This is a genomic window from Janthinobacterium sp. GW823-FHT06H09 (assembly GCF_058794735.1).
The window spans coordinates 124,499-142,408 of sequence record NZ_JBXAHC010000005.1 but is presented as its reverse complement, the minus strand read 5'-3'; the positions used below and the strand labels follow the sequence as shown (position 1 = coordinate 142,408).

The window sequence follows — 17,910 nt, the reverse complement described above, 5'->3', positions numbered from 1 at the left end:
GGCTTACGCCCTCCGGGCTAAGCCGACCTACGTCATGTAAACGTTATCTTGTCACAACAAAAGAGACCACCGCGCGTGGTCTCTTTTGTATTTCTGTCAAAGTTCTTTCTGTCATTTCGGCCGGTATGCTACAGTCAAAAACCGGGCCAGAAGCCTAGGGCCTTCTGACCCTTATATTTCACACAATACAATATAGAGGACAACCGTGAATCGTTATTTGTTAAGTGCATTGACCCTGAGTTTGCTGGCTGGCGTGTCCGGCATGGCTGGCGCCGCTGATTCTGCCAAGAAAGCCGCCGCCGCGCCCGCCACGGCCGCCGCATCGGCCGCGCTGACGTCCGGCATCGCCATCGAATACGTCGACCCTGCCGTGCGCGCGCAGGACGATTTGTTCCAGCACCTGAACGGCAAATGGCTGGCGGAAACCGTGATTCCTGCTGACAAGTCGAGCTGGGGCAGCTTTGCCAAGCTGGCCGACGATACGCAAACGCAGCTGCGCGGCATCGTCGAAGGCGCTGCCGCTGACAAGGCCCGCGCGGCCGGTTCGAATGCCCAGAAAATCGGCGATTTCTATAACAGCTTCATGGACGAAGCCAAGCTGGAAAGCCTGGGCCTGACGCCCTTGAACGCGGAACTGGCGAAGATCGCCGCGCTGCAGGACAAGGCGGAGTTGCCTGCCGTGATCGCCCACTTCAGCAAGCTGGGTGTGACCTCGCCGTACGACTTCGGCATCCACCAGGACGCCAAGGATTCCACCAAATACGTGGCCGACATCGTGCAAAGCGGCCTGGGCTTGCCTGACCGCGATTACTATCTGGAAGAGGGCAAGGCCGACACGCGCGCCAAATACCTGGCCCATGTGGAAAAAATGCTGAGCTTGGCCGGCGATGCGAACGCGGCCGCGAACGCGAAAGCCATCCTCGCGCTGGAAACGGAGCTGGCCAAGGCCCAATGGAGCAATGTGCAGAACCGCGACCCCGTCAAGACCTACAACAAGGTGGAACTGGCGAAACTGGCCAGCGTGGCGCCAGGCTATGACTGGGCCCGCTACCTGAAGGACACGGGCATCGCCGGCAAGGTCAATTATGTGATCGTCAGCCAGCCCAGCTACCTGAAGGGTTTTGCCGAGATCGCCAACAAGACGCCGCTGGAAACGTGGAAAGCCTATTTCCAGTGGCACTTGTTGCATGCTAACGCCGGTTACTTGCCGAAAGCGTACGTCGACGAAAACTTCGCGTTCTATGGCACCACCCTGACGGGCGTGACGGAAATGCGTCCGCGCTGGAAACGCGGCGTGGGCGCCGTCGAAGGCGCGCTGGGCGAAGCCGTGGGCCAGCTGTACGTCGAGCAATATTTCCCGGCCGAGCGCAAGGTGCGCATGGAAGCGCTGGTGAAAAACCTGATGACGGCCTACAAGCAAAGCATCGACAAGCTCGACTGGATGAGCCCTGTCACCAAGAAACAGGCGCAAATCAAGCTGGCCAAGTTCACCACCAAGATCGGCTACCCGAACAAATGGCGCGATTACTCGGGCCTGACGGTGGCGCCCGATGATTTGATCGGCAACATCCAGCGTTCGCACCTGCTCAATTACAACCGCGAATTGAACAAGCTGGGCCAGCCCATCGACCGCGACGAGTGGGGCATGACGCCGCAGACCGTGAACGCCTATTACAATCCGGAACTGAACGAGATCGTCTTCCCGGCCGCCATCCTGCAAGCGCCGTTCTTCGACGCCAAGGCGGACGACGCCGTCAACTACGGCGCCATCGGCGGCGTGATCGGCCATGAAATCAGCCACGGCTTCGACGACCAGGGCGCTCAGTACGACGGCGACGGCAATCTGCGCGACTGGTGGACCAAGGCCGACCATAAAAACTTCGCCAAGAAAACCAAGCAGCTGGTGGCGCAGTACAACGGCTTCAGCCCCGTCAAAGGCCACTTCGTCAACGGCGAGCTGACCCTGGGCGAGAACATCGCCGACAATTCCGGCGTGGCAATTGCCTACAAAGCGTACAAATTGTCGCTGAACGGCAAGCAAGCCCCCGTCATCGACGGTTTCACGGGCGAACAGCGCTTCTACGCGGGCTTTGCCCAGGTATGGCGCATGAAGATGCGTGAAGCGCAGCAACTGGTCTTGTTGAAAACGGACCCGCACTCGCCAGGCCAGTTCCGCGCCAACGGCACCATGCGCAACCAGCCAGGTTTCTATCAAGCCTTCGACGTGAAACCGGGCGACAAGATGTATCTGCCGCCGAAAGACCGCGTCATCATGTGGTAAGACGCTAAGTAATCCTCGGGAAATTAGTGTGAATTTATGACGAATAGAACCGGATGCTATGCAAGGCGCTCACTGCGACGCAGTGCGAGCACTGCTAGCGGCGAGCAAGCCTCGTCGGCCACCTTGCAGAGCGCCGGTTATAGAAGTCAGAAATCACAATAATTTATTGGGGGGTTACTTAGTTCAAGGCATAAGTTGCCAGCCGCCCCGCGCAAGCCGGGCGGCTTTTTTACGGCCGGATGTAACGCAAACGCCGGGCGAAAAAAAACCGCCCCTGCGGGCGGTTCCTCGATACGGGTGCTGCGCTGCTTACTTGGCAGGCTCGGCGGCTGGTGCACTGGCGCCGTCAGCGGCTGCGGCCGGTGCCGGCACTTCCGGTTCCTTGAACTTGCCGCCCGACGCGTTGGCGATATAGACCACGGCGCGCGCCACTTCCACATCGTCGAGGTCGGGATTGCCGCCCTTGGCCGGCATCGCGCGCAAGCCTTCGATCGCGTGTTTCAGGACCGTATCGTAGCCCTGGGCCAGGCGGGCCGACCAGCTGCCCGCATCGCCAAATTTCGGTGCACCGGCCACGCCGGCGCCATGGCAAGCCACGCAGGTGGCCGTGTAGACGGCTTCACCGCTTTGCAGCACTTTCGGGCCGCTGGCATCCTTGAAGGTAAAGCCTTCATTGGCCACCGGGCTCAAGCGGGCATCGATGGCTTCCGGCGACTGGCTGTCCGTGCCGGCGCCCGTCAGTTTTTGCGCCGTGACGAACTGCACCAGCAGGATGATGCCGATGACGGTGACGAGGAAGAAGCCCGCTACGGCGGCAAGCAATTGTTTAGGCGTTTTGATCGCTGATTGTTGTTCGTTATGTGCGTCGCTCATGATGTCCTTAGTCCAGATTTGAAACTGATGGCCGTGTAAGGTAGCATTTTTACATGCTTGTATGTAAACCTTTATGAAACCCACAATTATAGGCACAAAAATTGAGCAGTGACATGCAATTGCCAGCGATACGACAGTTTCCGTAGACGTAGGTAAAGAAAAACGGTATCCTTCGCATCACTTCAGAAATTCCCCCTACGCGGCTGTAGCTCAGTGGATAGAGTATTGGCCTCCGAAGCCAAGGGTCGTGGGTTCGATCCCCGCCAGCCGCACCAAGATTTTCCTCATCGTTTCCAGATCATTTCTCCACCATGTCGCGGTTGATGGCACTGGCTTTCTGTCGGCCTGTATCTGTTCGCCTTGCCGTTAAAACGACGTGTCGTACTTGTCCTTGCACAAATTGTTATACTAATTTGGTTGCGTTTATTGCGTTTGCTTCGTAAGCTTCAATGGAAAGTAGGGAGGATGCCATGTCGAATGTGCTTGATCGTCTGGACAATAAAGAAGACCTGGAACTGGCGAAGGCGGCGCAGCGCTGCCTGGTGAGTGCGCTTGATTATTCTCGTGCCGTGCAGATTGCGGTTCTGGAAGAGGGCGCGCAGGACTTGGGTGATGTTCCCTTGCTGCGTTTGCCGCCGAATGTGTTGCGCCTGTTTGCCGACGTCTTAGGTACCTTGGCCCAAGGTAAAGCCGTGACGGTCATGCCGAAGGAGCATGACGTGACGACACAGGAAGCGGCCATGTACCTGAATATGTCACGTCCCTACCTGGTGCGCCTGCTTGAGGCAGGGAAGATTCCCCATCATAAGGTGGGTACGCACAGGCGGCTGCGCTTTGAGGATGTGGTGCAGTACAAGGATGAGCGCAAACGGCGTTCGCAACAGGCCTTGCAGGCCTTGGCAGATCAGGCGCAGGAGCTTGAACTGGGGTACTGATGGCTGGATACTACCGTTACACTGCCGTCCTCGATGCCTGTGTGTTGTATCCGGCCCCCTTGCGCGATCTATTGAATCCCTCATATCCGCTACCGAATTGATTGCCACTTACGAAGCGCAAGGTTTGCCGCAGCTGGGCACGTTGCTGCGTTCCGCGGTCGCCTTGCTTTAGCGTCTGCTTCAGCAACCCGGCAATAGCCGCTCCACCGCTCCACCTCCCCTTTAAATACATGCCTCCGCGTCCTAGAGCGTGTACTGCCGTTTTTTTAGGCATGATCACGCCTGAAATGTCCCTGACGCCCCTGCCGTTGTCGCTTCACACCCTCCAAAGCCCCTCCACCGCCGATATCGAAATTGATATCAAAACAGTGGAAAAATTGATTGGAGAGATTATCGCCCAGCCCCTAAGATAAACGCCGAGCATGCGCACGACATGCAAGCAGCATAAAAAATATCAATACAATATCTGGAGATTCATGATGCGCAACGCCACCGGCCCGCTCGCGGCCACTTTCCCTCGTCCATTCATGTTGAAGGCAGCCGTTGCGGCATTGGCCGGTATCGGCTTGCTGAGCACGGCTTCGGTCTGGGCGCAGGAGGCGGTGGCGGCCGATGCCAGTGCCGAGCCTGCCGCGGAAGTGGCTGTCGTGACCGTCAGCGGCGTGCGCCGCTCGGCGCAGAACTCGCAGCAGATCAAGATGCGCTCGGACCAGGTCATCGATTCCATCGTCGCCGACGACATCGGCAAATTCCCTGACAACAACGTGGCCGAGACCCTGGCGCGCATTTCCGGCATCCAGATCCGCCGCGATTCGGGCGAGGCGAGCGCCGTCATGATCCGTGGCTTGCGCGATGTCACGACCCTGCTCAACGGCCGCGAACTGTTCACCACCACGGGCCGCTACGTCAACCTGGCCGACATTCCTGCCACCATGCTGCAGCGCGTCGACGTGTACAAGTCGCAAGGCGCCGACCAGGTCGAGGGCGGCGTGGCCGGCATCATCGACGTGCGTACGAATCGCCCGTTCGACTTCAAGGATTTCACGGCCAGCGTCAACACGCGCGCCGTCTACAGCGACAAATCGAAAGCCACGGACCCGAACATCAGCGGCATGGTGGCGAACCGCTGGAAGACGGGCATCGGCGAAGTGGGTGCGCTGCTGGGTCTGTCGCAGCAGCAGCATCGTTACCATGAGGAACGCGCGTTCAGTACCGCGCCCGTGGATAAAAGTTTCCTGTCGCCGGGCTTGACGGGGCCGGACCAGGTGGGCTTGTTGCCGATCAAGGGCGACCGCCGCCGCACGACCGCCAATGCCGTGCTGCAATGGCGTCCGAACGCCGACGTCGAACTGTATGCCGAAGGCATGGCCACGCGCTTCCTGCTCGACGCCGAGTCCGATTACTTTGTCGGCTTGCCGTGGTGGGGCACGCCCGTGTCGGCGACCAAGATTCCTGGCACCAACCAGCTGCAAACCCTGACGTCGACCAACGTCAACACCATCATGTCGACGCAGGCGAACAAGAACCAGACGAAGACGCAGCAGTTTGCCGTGGGCGGCTTGTGGGATATCAACCCGGAATGGCGTTTCACGTCGGAAGTGGCCAGCACCAAAAGCACTTATGCCTGGCGCAATCCGATTCTCGACGCCATCACCGTCGTGCCGAACGCCACCATCAATACCAACCAGAACGGCACCCTGCACGTCGACTACACGGGCATCGATCTGCAAGACCCGTCGAACTACTATCTGAAGGGCTTTTTCGACCGTTACGGCAAGGACCAGGGCAGCTCGAACGATGTGCGCGCCGACCTGGCGTACACGCCGAGCGCCGGCGGCATCTTCAAGGAAATCAGCGTCGGCGTGCGCGGCGTCAAGCGCGAAGCCGAATCGATCAAGAGTTTCGAGGGCAATGCGGAAGCACCGGACGTGTCCGGTGCCGCGTTTCCGTTCAGCCGCCAGAGCGTGACCTCGATTCCGGGCCTCAATTGCCTGTCGGAACCGATGTCCGGCGGCGGCCCCGATTATGGCTTGAAGCAATGGTACACGCCGTGCGCCAGCTTCCTGCTCAATAACACGGGTACGATCCGCCAGGCCGTCACGGGCAGCAGCGCGGCGCGCGCCATGGACCCGGGCTCATTCTTCAAGGATACGGAAAAGACGTATTCGATCTATACCAAGGCGAAGGTCGCCTTCAAGCTGGGTGCCTACCCCGTCGATGGCACCGTGGGCGTGCGCGTCGTGCGCACGGAGCAAAGCCTGCAAGGCAACAGTTCGCAGGATGGCGTCTACACGCCCGTCATCAGCGACACGGCCAGCACCGACGTGCTGCCGAGCGTGGCCCTGAAAATCAAGCTGCGCTCCGACCTGGTCGGCCGCTTCGCTGCGGGCCGCATCATCAGCCGCCCCGGCTTTGCACAGTTGAACCCGGGCGTGGCCCTTGTCAACTCGACGGAAACGGTGAAGGCGACGGGCGCGGGCGGTAATCCGAATTTGAAACCGGTGACGGGCGACAATGTCGATGCCGCGCTGGAATGGTATTTCGCGCCAGCCGGTTCCGTCACGGCCACCGTGTTCCACCACAAGTTCGACGGCTATATCCAGCAACGCATTGCCAGCGAAACCATCGGCGGCAAGGCCTACGACGTGGATCGCCCGTACAACACGGCCGCCGGCAAGCTGCAGGGCCTGGAAATCGGCTACCAGCAGTTTTATGACGGCTTGCCCGGTATCCTGAGCGGCCTGGGCCTGCAGGCGAACGGCACCTACATGAGCGGCACCACCGACGACGAGACGGGCAGCCATGCCATCACGGGCGTCTCGCGCTATGCCTACAACCTGGTGCTGCTGTACGAAAAGGATGCCTGGTCGGGCCGCCTGGCCTACAACTGGCGCTCGAAATTCATCGACAGCTACAACCAGGGCGGCCCCGGCCTGGACTTGAAAGTGGCGGCCACGGCCCAGCTCGACGGTTCGCTGTCATACAAGATCAACGAGCAGTTCACCGTGACCCTCGATGGGAATAACTTGCTCGACACCAAGTTCAAGGATTACTGGAACGAGCCGGGCGTGTATGCGCGCGATACGCGGCGCTATGACCGGACCGTTGGCGTATCACTGCGCTGGAAAATGTAAGTTGATCACATCGTAAAAAATCAAGGGCGTTGCCATGGTTTCGGCCGGCAACGCCCCTGTCAGTTGGGCAGTCACGCACGATTCATCATCAAAAGAATGGACGGAAAGCATGGAGACGCAAAAATTATCCACCGTTGAAAAGGTCGGCTTCGGCGCCGGCGACATGGCGCTCAATGTCGTCATCTCGTCGATGATGCTGATCATCACCTTTTTCTATACCGATATCTATGGCTTGAAAACCACGGATCTTGCCCTGCTGTTCGTGGCCGTGAAAGTCATCGGCGCCATCGCCGACCTGGTCATGGGCCAGATCACCGACCGCTACAGCTTTGCCTCGGGCCGTTACCGCCCGTATCTGCTGTGGCTGGCCGTGCCGTACGGCGTCAGCGTCTTCTTCGTCTTCAGCACGCCCGAGTGGCAGTATGACGCCAAGCTGATCTGGGCATACTCGACGTATATCCTGATGACCATCATGACGGCCGGCGTGGGCATCCCGTATATTTCCCTGATCAGCGGCCTGACCAGCGACCCCCAGGACCGCCTGTCGGCCAACGGCTACCGCCTGTTCTTCGCCAAGATCGGCGCCTTCATGGTGACCATCGTCGTGCCTATCCTGTCGCAGCGCTGGGGCGGCGGCAATCCGGCCGTCGGCTATCAGGCGGCCATGGCCGTGATGGCCGTCATGGGCGTGGCCCTGTTCCTGTTCTGCTATTTCTCCACCACCGAGCGCGTCGTGCACGTGGTGGAAAAGCAATCGCTGCTCGACCAATTGAAAGTGCTGCTGCAGAACGACCAGTGGCTGGTGCTGTGCGGCGTGTGCGTCACGGGCACCATCGGCTACGTGGTGCGCGGTTCCGTCGCCATTTATTACGCGAAATACTATCTGGGTGGCGGGACGGAAACGGTGGCCGCCTTCCTCACGACCGGCGTGGTGGCCGCCATCCTGGCCATGATCGCCTCGACGTGGATCACCAAGTTTTATTGCAAGGTAAAACTGTTCCGCTACACGCAGATCGGCGTCGCGCTGATCAGCCTGGCGATCTATTTCTTTGTGAAACCTAGCGACACCGTGCTGGCCTTCGCCCTGTATTTCCTGCTCTCCTTTGTCGTGGATTTGCATGCGCCCGTGTTCTGGTCGGCCATCGCGGAAACCATCGATTACGGTCAAGTCAAGACGGGCAAGCGCGTCTCCGGCTTCGCCTTTGGCGGCATTTCCGTCTGCCAGAAGGCGGGCATGGCGGTGGCGGGCGGCCTGGTGGGCGTGCTGCTCGCGTATTTCGACTACCAGCCCAACCATGAGCAAACGCAATTCGCCCTGAACGGCATCGCCCTGATGCTGTCGATCATCCCCGGCTTCTTCCACCTGTTGATGGGCTTGCTGATGTTCAAGTACCGCATCAGCGATACGTACTACAGCGGCGTGAAGTCGGAAATGCACAAGCGCGGTTTTGTCTCCGCGTAAGAATAATTGAATGGAGCAAGCAACATGGCAGACATCTTGAAACCGCTGATCGAACAGCGCGCCGACCCGCATATCTACCGCCACAGCGACGGCTATTATTACTTTACGGCTTCCGTGCCCCAGTACGACCGCATCGAACTGCGCCGCGCCGACAGTATCGCCGGCCTGGCCGACGCGCAAACGGTCGACGTGTGGCACAAGCCGGACACGGGACCGTACAGCGAGCTGGTGTGGGCGCCCGAGCTGCACTTCAACCAGGGCGCCTGGTATGTGTATTTTGCCGCCGCGCCGAGCCGCGAAATCAAACATAAGCTGTTCCAGCACCGCATGTATGCGATCCGTAACACGAACGCCAACCCGCTGGAAGGCGAGTGGGAATTCATGGGACAGATCGACACGGGCATCGACACCTTCTGCCTGGACGCCACCACGTTCGAACACGACGGCGTGCTGTACTACCTGTGGGCGCAGAAGGATGTGGCCATCGAAGGCAATTCCAACCTCTACATCGCACCGATGGCCACGCCGTGGCAGCTGGCCGGCCCGCCCGTCATGCTGAGCAAGCCGGAATTCGACTGGGAAATCCGTGGCTTCTGGGTCAACGAGGGACCGTCCGTGCTGAAGCGCAACGGCAAGATCTTCATCAGCTACTCGGCCAGCGCCACCGATGAAAACTATGCGATGGGTCTGCTGTGGGCTGACGAGTCCGCCGACTTGCTCGACCCGTTTTCCTGGACCAAGTCGCCTGATCCCGTGTTTGCCACCTGCTACGAGCACGGCATCTACGGCCCCGGCCACAACAGCTTTACCACGGCCGACGACGGCGACGGCGTATTGCTGGTGTACCATGCCCGCACCTACACGGAAATCGTCGGCGACCCGCTGTGGAACCCGGACCGCCACACGTTTGTCAAACCGCTGCGCTGGGATGCGCAGGGCATGCCCGTGTTTGGCCGCTCATCGACCCTGTAACGTTCCGGACCCGACGCCATGACCCCAGTTGATTCTGTTTCAGTGACGCAAGCGCCGTTCGGCATCCTGCCCGATGGCCAGCACGTGAGCGTATTTACCCTGACGAACCGCCAGGGCATGCAGGTGAAAGTGCTCGACTTTGGCGCCATCATCAGCGAAATCCACGTGCCTGACCGCGACGGCCGCTTTGCCGACGTGGTGCTCGGTTTCGATCGCCTCGAACCGTATTTGCACAACAGCGCTTTCCTGGGCGCCGTCATCGGCCGTTACGGCAACCGCATCGCCGAGGGCCGTTTCAGCCTCGACGGCAAGGAATATCAGCTGGCCGTGAATAACCCGCCCAATCACTTGCATGGCGGCAACCAGGGCTTTCACCAGGCCATGTGGCAAGCCGCGCCGTTCACCAGGGACGACGCCGTCGGTATCACGTTCACGCGCAGCAGCCCGGACGGCGAAGACGGCTACCCGGGAAAGCTCGACGTCACCTTGACCTATGAACTGGACAACGACAATGCGCTGAGCCTGCGCTACCACGCTGTCACGGACCAGGCCACGCCCGTCAACTTGACCAACCACAGCTATTTCAATCTGGCGGGGCAGGGCACTATCCTCGGCCACGCGCTGTCCATTAACGCGGACCGCTACCTGCCCGTCGATGCGGGGTCTATCCCCACGGGGGAACTGGCGGACGTGGCCGGCACGCCGTTCGACTTGCGCCAGAGTACCGTCATCGGCGACAGCATCGCCTTGCCGCATGAGCAGCTGCGCATCGGCCGCGGCTTTGACCATAACTTTGTGCTCAATCAAAAGCCGGGGCAGTTGCTGAACCTGGCCGCCAGCGTGCGCGAGCCGCAATCGGGGCGGGTGATGCAGGTGTACACGCAGGAGCCGGGCATCCAGTTTTATTCCGGTAACTTCCTCGACGGCAGCCAGCACGGCAAGCAGGGCCCCATCCTTTACCGCGGCGCGCTGTGCCTGGAAACCCAGCATTTCCCGGATTCACCGAACCAGGCGCATTTCCCGAACACCATTTTGCGCCCGGGCGAGGTGTATCAGACGGAAACGGTCTATCGGTTTTCCGCAGAATAATCGTCGCAGACCCCAAAAACCTTCCACGCCCTGCCGCCATGCGCCCGCAGGGCGTTTTCATTGGTGCATGCCGATATCGTTTTCGATATCGGAACGCATTAAAAATTGATTGGAAAGGCATGGCAGGATTCTTTAGTATTCCAACATCGCTGCCCGGGCCGACGACATTAGATCCGGCATGGCACAACCAGGAGAATGGCATGTCTGAGACAAAAAAGAAGGTAGCCCTGCGCTCGGCCGAGTGGTTCGGCTCGCAGGACAAGAACGGCTTCATGTACCGCAGCTGGATGAAAAACCAGGGCATACCTGACCACGAATTTCACGGCAAGCCCATCATCGGCATTTGCAATACCTGGTCCGAACTGACGCCCTGCAACGCGCATTTCCGCCAGCTGGCTGAACACGTCAAGCGCGGCATCCTGGAAGCGGGCGGTTTCCCAGTGGAATTCCCCGTCTTCTCGAACGGCGAATCGAATCTGCGCCCGACAGCCATGCTGACGCGCAACTTGGCCTCGATGGACGTGGAAGAATCGATCCGCGGCAATCCGATGGACGCCGTCGTGCTGCTGGTCGGCTGCGACAAGACGACACCGGCATTGCTGATGGGCGCGGCCAGCGTCGACATTCCCACCATCGTCGTCAGCGGCGGCCCCATGCTGAACGGCAAACTCAATGGCAAGGACATCGGTTCCGGCACGGCCGTATGGCAGCTGCACGAGCAGATGAAGGCGGGATCGATCACCTTGCACCAGTTCATGTCGGCCGAATCGGGCATGTCGCGCTCGGCCGGTACCTGCAACACCATGGGCACGGCCTCGACGATGGCCAGCATGGCCGAAGCGCTGGGCACGTCCTTGCCGCACAACGCGGCCATCCCAGCCGTCGATTCGCGCCGCTACGTGCTGGCGCACATGTCGGGCATCCGCATCGTTGAAATGGTGCACGAAGACCTGCGCCTGTCGAAAGTGCTGACGCGCGAGGCATTTGAAAACGCCATCAAGGTCAACGCGGCCATCGGCGGCTCGACCAATGCCGTGATCCACCTGAAGGCGATTGCCGGACGCATCGGCGTGCCTTTGGAACTGGAAGACTGGACCAAGACGGGCCGCGGCACGCCGACCATCGTCGACTTGCTGCCGTCGGGCCGTTTCCTGATGGAAGAGTTTTACTACGCGGGCGGCTTGCCGGCCGTCATACGCCGCCTGGGCGAGGGCGACTTGCTGCCGCACAAGAATGCGCTGACCGTCAACGGCAAGTCGATCTGGGACAACTGCGTCGAAGCGCCGATCTACAACGACGAAGTGGTGCGCACCTTGGACAACCCGCTGCTGGCCGATGGCGGCATCTGCGTGCTGCGCGGCAACCTGGCACCGCGCGGCGCCGTGCTGAAACCATCGGCCGCCTCGCCGCATTTGATGCAGCACCGGGGCAAGGCCGTCGTGTTCGAGGATTTCGAGCACTATAAATCGCGCATCGTTGATCCGGATCTCGACGTCGACGCGAACTCCGTGCTGGTGATGAAAAATTGCGGCCCGAAAGGTTATCCGGGCATGGCGGAAGTGGGCAATATGGGCTTGCCGCCGAAACTGCTGGCGCAAGGCATCACCGACATGGTGCGCATTTCGGATGCGCGCATGAGCGGCACCGCCTACGGCACCGTCGTGCTGCACGTGGCGCCGGAAGCCATGGCGGGCGGCCCGCTGGGCATCGTCAGGGATGGCGACATGATCGCCCTCGACTGCCACGCCGGCAGCCTGAACATCGACATCAGCGACGCGGAAATAGCCGAGCGCCTGGCGAAGCGCGAACTGGGCAGCGCGCCCGGACCGAAGAGCGGCTACCAGCAGCTGTACATCGAACACGTGTTGCAGGCCGACGAAGGCTGCGATTTCGACTTCCTGGTCGGCAATCGCGGTTCCGCCGTGCCGCGCCACTCACATTAAGCGGAGACCATTATGCTGTTGCTGCAATTTACGAATGAACACGGCGGCCGCCTCGTCGGCCTGCTGCAAGACGACGTCATCCGCGTCATCGAAGGCTACAACACGACCTATGCGCTGGCGCAAGACGCCATCCGCAAAAAGGTCAACCTGGCGGAACTCGTGAACGCCAGCGTCGGCAACGCCACGCATGCGTATGCGGACGTGGCCGCCAGCGGCCGCCTGCTGGCGCCGCTCGACCATGCGGACGAGGCGCACTGCTACGTGACGGGCACGGGCCTGACCCATTTGGGCAGCGCCGGCGCGCGCGACGCCATGCACAAGAAGATCGGCGGCGACGCCGAATCGCTGAGCGACTCGATGAAAATGTTCCGCCTGGGCGTGGAAGGCGGCAAGCCGGCCGACGGCACGGCCGGCGCCCAGCCCGAGTGGTTCTACAAGGGCGACGGCTCCATCGTGCGCGCTGGCGGCCAGCCCCTGCGCATGCCGGACTTTGCCCTCGATGGCGGCGAAGAGCCTGAAATTGCCGGCCTGTACGTGATCGGCGATGACGGCCAGCCCTACCGGGTCGGCTACGCCATCGGCAATGAATTCTCGGACCACGTGACGGAACGCCAGAACTATCTGTACCTGGCCCACTCGAAGCTGCGCGTCTGCAGCGTGGGGCCGGCCCTGCTGGTGGGCGAATTGCCCGCGCATATCGCCGGCACCTCGCGCGTGCTCGATACGGCCGGCAATGTGCGCTGGGAAAAAGCGTTCGTCAGCGGCGAAGACAATATGTCGCACACGATCGCCAACCTCGAGCACCATCACTTCAAGTATCCGCTGTTCAAGCGCCCTGGCGACGTGCACGTGCACTTCTTCGGCACGGCCACCCTGAGCTTTGCCGATGGCGTGAGCGTGGCGCCGGGCGAAACCTTTGAAATCGAAGCGCCGGCCTTTGGCCCTGCCTTGCGCAACCGCCTCGACGTCTTCCCAACCGAATTTGCGAAAGTGAGCACATTATGAGTTTCAATATCACCGGTGATGCATTGATCGGCGGCGTCGCCGTCAAGGGCAATGGCGGCTCCTTCGAAGCGTGGGACCCGGCCGCGCGCGCGCACATCGCGCCCGCCTTCCACATGGTTGACGTAGCGCAAATCGACGAAGCCTGCCGTCTGGCGCAAGCCGCGTTCGACCCGTTTCGCGCCACCAGCGATGCGCAGCGTGCCGACTTCCTCGACACCATCGCCGCGCAAATCCTGGAACTGGGCGATGATTTGATCGTGCGCGCCATGACGGAAAGCGGCTTGCCGCGCGCGCGCCTGGAAGGCGAACGCGGCCGCACCGTCGGTCAATTAAAACTGTTCGCCGGCTTGCTGCGCGAGGGTTCCTGGACCGATGCACGCATCGATTCGGCCTTGCCCGACCGCGTGCCGCCGCGTCCTGATTTGCGCTTGCGCATGATCGGCCTGGGCCCCGTCGCCGTGTTTGCGGCCAGTAACTTCCCGCTGGCCTTCTCCGTGGCCGGCGGCGATACGGCCTCGGCCCTGGCTGCCGGTTGCCCCGTCGTCCTGAAAGCCCATTCGGCCCATCCGGGCACGTCCGAGCTGGTGGCGCGCGCGATCGTGAAAGCGATTGCCATCTGCAAGCTGCCGGCAGGCGTGTTCGCCTTGCTGACGGGTACGGGCAATGGCATTGGCCAGGCGCTGGTCGCCCATCCGGCCATCCAGGCCGTGGGCTTTACGGGTTCGCGTTCGGGCGGCATCGCCCTGATGAAGGTGGCGGCGGAACGTCCGCAGCCGATCCCCGTGTATGCGGAAATGAGCAGCATCAACCCCGTGTTCGTGCTGCCGCAAGCCTTGGCTGCCCGTGGCGCGGCGATCGCCAACGGTTTTGCCGCGTCGCTGACGATGGGCGTGGGCCAGTTCTGCACCAATCCCGGCCTCGTGCTGGGTCTGGAAGGTCCGGACTTTACGGCGTTTGCCGCCGCCGCCGCTGAAGCGCTGGCGCCGGCCCCGGCCGCCACCATGTTGACGGCGGGTATCGCCAGCAGCTATGCCAAGGGCGTCGCCGCGCTGGCGCAGCATGCCGATGTGACGCCGCTGGTGCAAAACACGGGCGACGAAGGCAAGGGCGCCGCCGCCCTGTTCGTCACCTCGGGCGAGGCCTTCCTGGCCAGGCACGATCTGCGCGACGAAGTGTTCGGCCCGGCCTCGCTGCTGGTGGCGTGCCGCGACATGGAGCAAATGCTGGCGATCACGGAAAGCCTGGAAGGCCAGCTGACGGCCACCTTGCAGATGGATGCGGGCGATCTGGAAGACGCGCGCCGTTTGCTGCCCGTGCTGGAGCGCCGCGTGGGCCGCATCCTGGCCAACGGTTTCCCGACGGGTGTGGAAGTGTCGACGGCGATGGTGCACGGCGGCCCGTTCCCGGCCACCTCGGACGGCCGCAGCACGTCGGTCGGTACGGCAGCCATCAACCGCTTCCTGCGCCCCGTGTCCTACCAGAACCTGCCGCAGGACTTGCTGCCGGAGTCGCTGCGCGATGATAATCCGCTCAGTATCTGGCGCCGCAAGGACGGCGTGTTGGGCAAGGAATAACAACACGGCGAGCCGCATATCGAATGCGGTACGCTGTGGTGCACGTGTACATAAAAATAAACAGGCGGAGACAAGATGAAGCAATTGGCGAAATATGGCAGCTTGCAGGGCAAGCGCGTGTTCATCACGGGCGGCGGCAGCGGCATCGGCGAATCCCTGGTGGCGGAGTTTGCCGCCCAGGGCGCGCTGGTGGCGTTTGTCGACATCGCCGTGGAAGCGAGCGAGGCCCTGTGCCGCCGCCTGGCTGAAGCGGGCATGACGGCGCCCCTGTTCCGCTATTGCGACATCACGGATATTCCATCCTTGCAAGCCGTCATGGCGGAACTGGCGCAGAAGCTGGGCGACTTCGATATCCTCGTCAACAATGCCGCCAATGACCAGCGCCACCAGGCGCAGGACGTCACCCTGGAATACTGGAACGAGCGCATTGCGATCAATCAACGTCCCATGTTCTTCACCTGCCAGGCCGTCTTCGAAGGCATGAAGCGCAAGGGCGGCGGTTCCATCATTAACGTCAGCTCGATTTCCTGGCACATGAAGTCGGGCGGCTATCCTGTGTACGCCACCACCAAGGCGGCCGTCGTGGGCCTCACGCGGGGCCTGGCGCGCGATTACGGCGCTCACAATATCCGCGTCAACACGGTCACGCCCGGCTGGGTCATGACGCAGCGCCAGATCGACCTGTGGGTCGACGACGCGGCGGAAGTGGAAATCAAGAAAAGCCAGTGCTTGCCCAATAAACTGATGCCGCAGGACATCGCCGCCATGGTGTTGTTCCTTGCCTCCGACGATGGCGCGATGTGCTCCAGTCAGGAATTCATCGTCGACGCTGGCTGGGTCTGACAAAACGTCCAGGGCGTTGTTGCAGCGTCTCGCCGTACTAGCGTACTGTCTTCGACGCTGCGCCTAGCCCTGGGCGTTTTGTCGGCTGCGGACTGATCCGCGGCCAAACCGCTACCTCCATTGCAGCACCGCTCCTGCCGCCCCAACCCCGCGGCAGGAGAGGCATCGCTACATCCAGATTTTGCCGGGGTTGATCCCGGCCCTTGCTTTTCACTAAAAAACAGGAGACAGCATGAAATTCATCCATACCAGCATCGTGGCCCTCAGCCTGGCCATGGCCGTCGGCAGCGCCTTTGCCGCGCCCGTCAATGTCACCATCGACGTGGCCAGGCCCGGTTCCGTGATCAACAAGAACATCTACGGCCAGTTCGCCGAACACCTGGGCACCGGCATCTACGAAGGCATGTGGGTGGGGCCGGAGTCCAGCATTCCGAACACCAAGGGCTGGCGCAATGACGTGCTGGGCGCGCTGAAACAGTTGCACGTGCCCCTGGTGCGCTGGCCGGGCGGCTGTTTTGCCGATGAATACCACTGGAAGGACGGCATCGGCGCGCGCGCCCAGCGCCCGACCAAGGTCAACACCAACTGGGGCGGCGTGGAAGAGTCGAACGCCGTCGGCACGCATGAATTCTTTGACCTGGCCGAGTTGCTGGGCGCGCAGACCTATATCAACGGCAACCTCGGTTCCGGCACGCCGCAGGAAATGTCCGAGTGGCTCGAATACATGACCTCGGACAGCAAATCGACCCTGGCCGAACTGCGCCGCAAGAATGGCCGCGCCCAGCCGTACAAGGTCGATTATTTCGGCATCGGCAATGAAGCGTGGGGTTGCGGCGGCAACATGCGCCCGCAGTACTATGCCGACCTGTACAAGCACTATCACACCTTCATGAAGACGCCGGAAAGCGCGCGCCCGAAATTCATCGCCAGCGGCGGCAATGACGACGACACCAGCTGGTCCAGCACCCTGAGCCGCGAGATCAAGCCGAACATGATGGATGCCATCAGTTTCCACTACTACACGGTGCCGACCGGTGTGTGGGAAAAGAAGGGCGCCGCCACGGGCTTTGGCGAAAATGAGTGGATTTCCACCCTGAGCCGTACCCTGCGCATCGATAGCTTGATCAAGAACAATCTCGCCGCCATCGACAAGAACGACCCGTCGAAAAAGACGGGCCTGTACGTCGATGAATGGGGCACCTGGTACGACGTGGAGCCGGGCACCAACACGGGTTTCCTGTTCCAGCAAAACAGCCTGCGCGACGCGCTGGTGGCCGCCTTGAACTTCAATATCTTCCATGCCCACGCGGACAGGGTGCGCATGACGAATATCGCGCAAATGGTCAACGTGCTGCAGGCGATGATCATCACGGACAAGGATAAATATTTCCTCACGCCTACGTATCACGCGTTTGAAATGTATGTGCCCTTCCAGGACGCCACTTCGCTGCCGGTCGCTATTCAAGGCAACGGCAAGTACAGCCTGGGCAAGGTCAGCATTCCTGAAGTGAGCGCCTCGGCCGCGCGCGCCAGGGATGGCAAGGTGTACTTGTCGCTGGTCAACACGAATCCGCACAAGGCCGTCGACGTCAGCGTGGCGCTGGCCGGCAAGCCGGCGGCCAAGGTCACGGGCCGCGTGCTGACCGCAGGCAAGATGGATGCCGTCAACAGCTTTGCGCAACCGCAAGCCGTGCAGCCGGTGGCGTTCAATGCCCAGGCGCAAGGCGGCAAGCTGACCGTGTCGGTGCCCGCCAAGGCGGTGGTGGTGGTGGCGGTCGAATAAACCTGCCAATTTTGAG

The 17,910-nt window shown here is 61.3% G+C and carries 12 protein-coding genes and 1 tRNA gene; 12 read left to right on the top strand and 1 reads right to left on the bottom strand.

The window, feature by feature from the left end; all coding sequences use genetic code 11:
- Positions 1-205 precede the first annotated feature (205 nt).
- On the top strand, positions 206-2,281 hold the full coding sequence (locus tag AC1Q6X_RS09780) for a M13 family metallopeptidase (protein WP_368858613.1): 2,076 nt from the start codon (positions 206-208) through the stop codon (positions 2,279-2,281).
- 309 nt (positions 2,282-2,590) lie between these two features.
- Here AC1Q6X_RS09780 and AC1Q6X_RS09775 read toward each other — a convergent pair whose 3' ends face one another.
- Complete coding sequence (locus AC1Q6X_RS09775) at positions 2,591-3,154, bottom strand: c-type cytochrome (RefSeq protein WP_070219012.1); 564 nt, start codon at positions 3,152-3,154, stop codon at positions 2,591-2,593.
- Between the two features lie 199 nt (positions 3,155-3,353).
- Here AC1Q6X_RS09775 and AC1Q6X_RS09770 point away from each other — a divergent pair.
- The 11 genes from AC1Q6X_RS09770 to AC1Q6X_RS09720 all read left to right on the top strand — a co-directional run bounded on the left by AC1Q6X_RS09770 (position 3,354) and on the right by AC1Q6X_RS09720 (position 17,894).
- Positions 3,354-3,429 (top strand) — tRNA-Arg (locus AC1Q6X_RS09770).
- Positions 3,430-3,624: 195 nt separating this feature from the next.
- Complete coding sequence (locus AC1Q6X_RS09765; RefSeq protein WP_492496680.1) at positions 3,625-4,089, top strand: helix-turn-helix domain-containing protein; 465 nt, start codon at positions 3,625-3,627, stop codon at positions 4,087-4,089.
- 476 nt (positions 4,090-4,565) lie between these two features.
- The gene (locus AC1Q6X_RS09760; protein WP_230504222.1) at positions 4,566-7,223 is read left to right on the top strand and encodes a TonB-dependent receptor; all 2,658 of its coding nucleotides are present in this window, start codon (positions 4,566-4,568) and stop codon (positions 7,221-7,223) included.
- A gap of 109 nt (positions 7,224-7,332) precedes the next feature.
- Positions 7,333-8,685, top strand: coding sequence for an MFS transporter (locus AC1Q6X_RS09755; RefSeq protein WP_492496678.1), 1,353 nt, complete (start codon positions 7,333-7,335; stop codon positions 8,683-8,685).
- Positions 8,686-8,709: 24 nt separating this feature from the next.
- A complete protein-coding gene (locus AC1Q6X_RS09750) occupies positions 8,710-9,657 on the top strand; it encodes a glycoside hydrolase family 43 protein (RefSeq protein WP_492496676.1) in 948 nt (315 codons plus the stop codon).
- A gap of 18 nt (positions 9,658-9,675) precedes the next feature.
- On the top strand, positions 9,676-10,746 hold the full coding sequence (locus AC1Q6X_RS09745) for an aldose epimerase family protein (protein ID WP_492496674.1): 1,071 nt from the start codon (positions 9,676-9,678) through the stop codon (positions 10,744-10,746).
- Positions 10,747-10,946: 200 nt separating this feature from the next.
- Positions 10,947-12,689 (top strand): IlvD/Edd family dehydratase, encoded by a 1,743-nt coding sequence (locus tag AC1Q6X_RS09740; protein WP_492496673.1) that lies wholly within the window; start codon positions 10,947-10,949, stop codon positions 12,687-12,689.
- Positions 12,690-12,701: 12 nt separating this feature from the next.
- Positions 12,702-13,694 carry an AraD1 family protein gene (araD1, locus tag AC1Q6X_RS09735; protein WP_409027436.1) on the top strand — a complete coding sequence of 331 codons (993 nt, stop codon included), beginning with the start codon at positions 12,702-12,704 and terminating at the stop codon, positions 13,692-13,694.
- Positions 13,691-15,268 carry an aldehyde dehydrogenase (NADP(+)) gene (locus tag AC1Q6X_RS09730; RefSeq protein WP_492496671.1) on the top strand — a complete coding sequence of 526 codons (1,578 nt, stop codon included), beginning with the start codon at positions 13,691-13,693 and terminating at the stop codon, positions 15,266-15,268. Before araD1 ends, AC1Q6X_RS09730 begins: the two co-directional genes overlap by 4 nt.
- Before the next feature lie 75 nt (positions 15,269-15,343).
- Positions 15,344-16,111, top strand: coding sequence for an SDR family NAD(P)-dependent oxidoreductase (locus AC1Q6X_RS09725; protein ID WP_492496669.1), 768 nt, complete (start codon positions 15,344-15,346; stop codon positions 16,109-16,111).
- A gap of 232 nt (positions 16,112-16,343) precedes the next feature.
- Positions 16,344-17,894, top strand: a complete 1,551-nt coding sequence (locus tag AC1Q6X_RS09720) for an alpha-N-arabinofuranosidase (protein ID WP_492496667.1) — start codon at positions 16,344-16,346, stop codon at positions 17,892-17,894.
- Positions 17,895-17,910: the final 16 nt, after the last annotated feature.